Origin of the sequence: Mycobacterium sp. (assembly GCF_039583805.1) — a bacterium.
Taxonomy (GTDB): domain Bacteria; phylum Actinomycetota; class Actinomycetes; order Mycobacteriales; family Mycobacteriaceae; genus Mycobacterium.
The window spans coordinates 1-2,775 of the sequence record NZ_JAVKSH010000187.1; the positions used below are offsets into that span (position 1 = coordinate 1).

At 67.3% G+C, this 2,775-nt stretch carries 3 protein-coding genes and 2 pseudogenes; 3 read left to right on the plus strand and 2 right to left on the minus strand.

Annotated features, from left to right (window positions below; genetic code table 11):
* Positions 1-258 precede the first annotated feature (258 nt).
* Positions 259-511: pseudogene (locus ABDW21_RS16770) on the minus strand (IS3 family transposase); the annotation flags it as partial.
* Between the two features lie 39 nt (positions 512-550).
* Positions 551-1,156 carry a DUF2182 domain-containing protein gene (locus ABDW21_RS16775; protein WP_343603293.1) on the minus strand — a complete coding sequence of 202 codons (606 nt, stop codon included), beginning with the start codon at positions 1,154-1,156 and terminating at the stop codon, positions 551-553.
* A gap of 242 nt (positions 1,157-1,398) precedes the next feature.
* On the opposite strand from ABDW21_RS16775, the gene csoR reads away from it, so the two are divergent.
* The 3 genes and pseudogenes from csoR to ABDW21_RS16790 form a co-directional block, all read left to right on the plus strand.
* A complete protein-coding gene (gene csoR / locus ABDW21_RS16780; protein ID WP_343603294.1) occupies positions 1,399-1,767 on the plus strand; it encodes a copper-sensing transcriptional repressor CsoR in 369 nt (122 codons plus the stop codon).
* Positions 1,768-1,828: 61 nt separating this feature from the next.
* Complete coding sequence (locus ABDW21_RS16785; RefSeq protein ID WP_343603295.1) at positions 1,829-2,143, plus strand: DUF1490 family protein; 315 nt, start codon at positions 1,829-1,831, stop codon at positions 2,141-2,143.
* Between the two features lie 55 nt (positions 2,144-2,198).
* Positions 2,199-2,775, plus strand: a pseudogene (locus ABDW21_RS16790) (heavy metal translocating P-type ATPase); the annotation flags it as partial.

The window sequence follows — 2,775 nt, forward strand, 5'->3', positions numbered from 1 at the left end:
CGTCCGCCTGAAAAGCGGAAGGTCGGCGGTTCGATCCCGCCCCTGGCCACAAAAGTCGATGCAGGTTCTTTGCCCCGCAGCCGGCATACCGGAGGGCACTGCCAGAGGCCCCGACAAGTCGTGGCCACATCATCGCGTCCGGGTTTGAGTCGGTGACTGGCCGCTTGACGCATTCGCCACGACTGCAAGAACATCGGCCGCGAGTGCAGCGACCGAGGGTGACACCAGGTCAGGGTCTCCGAGTCCTTCTTCTGCGCGACCAACCACGTAGCGAGAAAAGATATCGAGCGTCATACAGGTAGTAGTACGTCCACTTCGCCGGGCCGCGCAGCTTGGTGATATCCCACGACCACACCGAATTCGGCTGGCACGCAATCAACTCCGGTTTCACGGCTGCGGCGTGGGTGGCGTGTCGGCGGCGATCACCGGTCTGGCCGCGTTCACGCGGCAGTCGATACATCGTCGACTCACTGCACACATAGACGCCCTCGTCGAGCATCGTGGCATACACCGCCGCCAGCACTCGTCGTGGTCGCGGCGGGCCGTCTCGTCACAGGAGATGGGTGACCAACACGGGGTGCACCAATAGCGCGACACCGATAACGAGAAGCATCGCCGCCGTCAGACGCCTCACCGGGTCGGCCAGATAACCGATCTTTTCCAGCCAGATGACGACGGCGATCGCCAGCATCCACGCCAATTGCATTGTGCCGAAGGCGATCATCACCACCATCAGCAGCCAACAGGAACCCAGGCAAAACATGCCGTAGCGGCCTCCGGCACGCAATGCCGCGGCCGGGCCGTCGAGGTGTGCGCCGGGTTCCTGCGAGGAGGTCGCCGGCCAGCGGCAGTGTCGCAAGCACGCCACCTTGAGCGGTGTCAGCTGATGCAGGCCCGCGACCACGGCTACCGCCCCGGCGACGCGGCCGACCCAGAGGCAGCTATGAAGCATCGGGTCGAGGCGATTCGAGGCCACAAAGGCGGGGACACCCACCGCGCTCCAGACCGCCAAATATGCGGTGACAAAGATGCCCACCGCGATGGCGTTGCGGGCGGCGGGGGCGTAACGGCGAACAACGGGCAGCAGTGCAGGAAGCATCATCGCTGCCATCATGGCCACCCATGCGACGAGGAACGCGGCCAGCGACGACATCATGGACCGACCGCCCATGGACCCCATGGACCCCATAGTCCCCATGGACCCCATCGACATCGTGTCGCCGCGCATGTTGGCGGCGCTGACCACCGACCACCACCAGCCCAGGCCTGCCAGACCCAGCAGGACTACCGGCAACCAGATGTCGCTCCGCGACCGCGCCCGTGCGTGCCCGTCGTCCACGTGGCCGCTCCCATACATCGCGCTATCCCACCCGGGGTGGGGTGGGCTACAGTGATGCTATGCAATGTTCAACCGAGCAGCAACTGACAGCCAAGAAGCGAGCGGCGCTGAATCGGCTCAAGACGGTTCGGGGCCATCTCGACGGGATCATTCGGATGCTGGAGTCCGACGCGTACTGCGTGGACGTCATGAAGCAGATCTCGGCGGTCCAGTCCTCGTTGGAGCGGGCGAATCGGGTGATGCTGCATAACCACCTGGAGACGTGCTTTTCCGCGGCGGTGTTGGATGGCCGCGGGCACATGGCCATCGACGAGCTGATCGATGCGGTCAAGTTCACCCCGGCACTGACCGGTCCGCAGGCACAGCTCAGCGGCGCGTCGGTCGGTGAACCGGCGGACGACGAGCCGGCGCCGGCAGGGCAACAGTAAGCCGGTCCGTCAACAACCTGGTGGGTCAGACAACCAAACACGTGTGAAGGAGGCGTTCGTGATGGTGTGGCAGGGACTGCATGGACTGGCGGTGAAGGCGGTGCCCACAGTGCTGACCGGCGTGGTGGGCGCCGCGGCGTATCAGGCGGTGGCGAAGGCTCCGTGGCGGAAGGCGACGGTGACCGCCACCGCGTGGGGTCTGCGTGCTGCGCGCACGGCCGAGCGCAAGACCACCGAGACCGCCGAGCGGGCTCGGCTGGCGGTGGCCGATGTGCTCGCCGAGGCGGTCGAGCTTCTCGGGGAGGAGATCTCAGCACCGGCGGGGGCGGACGCGGTCCTGACCGCCACCACGGAGGCTGACGGTGCTGGCCGTTGAGGCTCCCGCCGGCGCCGACGTCGAGCTGGCGGTTGTATCGGCTGCGGCGGGGCGAATGCATGTGCGCGCCAACGGCTTCGAGTTCGACGCGGCCCGGGCCGCCGCGATCGAGGATGCGGTCGGCCAGGTGCGGGGTGTGCGCGCCGTGCGGGCTCATCCGCGAACGGCTTCCGTGGTGATCTGGTATTCGCCGACCGACTGCGACACCGCGTCCGTTTTGGCCTCGATCAGCGGCGCCGCGTCCAGCCCTGCAGCGTCGGGACACCCACGGATCCCGGACCGCATAGGCGACCACGGCGGCGTCGTCGGGAAAATCATCGGCGGGATCGCGCGGACGCTGGTGGGCCCGCGCGGTGAGGAGCCCGACCGCCCGCCACAGATCGAGCGGCTGCAGGCGGCGCTGGACGGGATCGGCTACTCGCTCGAGCCGATCGGCGCGACCCCCCTCTCCCCGCGCGAGGAGACCAGGCGCGGGATTCGCCTCTGGTTACGACGAGTGTGGGTGGCGTGGCCGCTGGGGCTGCTGGCATCTGGCGCGACGATGTTTCTCGGCGCTTACCCATGGGCAGGGTGGTTGGCGTTCGCGGCGACGATACCGGTGCAGTTCGTGGCCGGGTGGCCGTTTTTGGTGG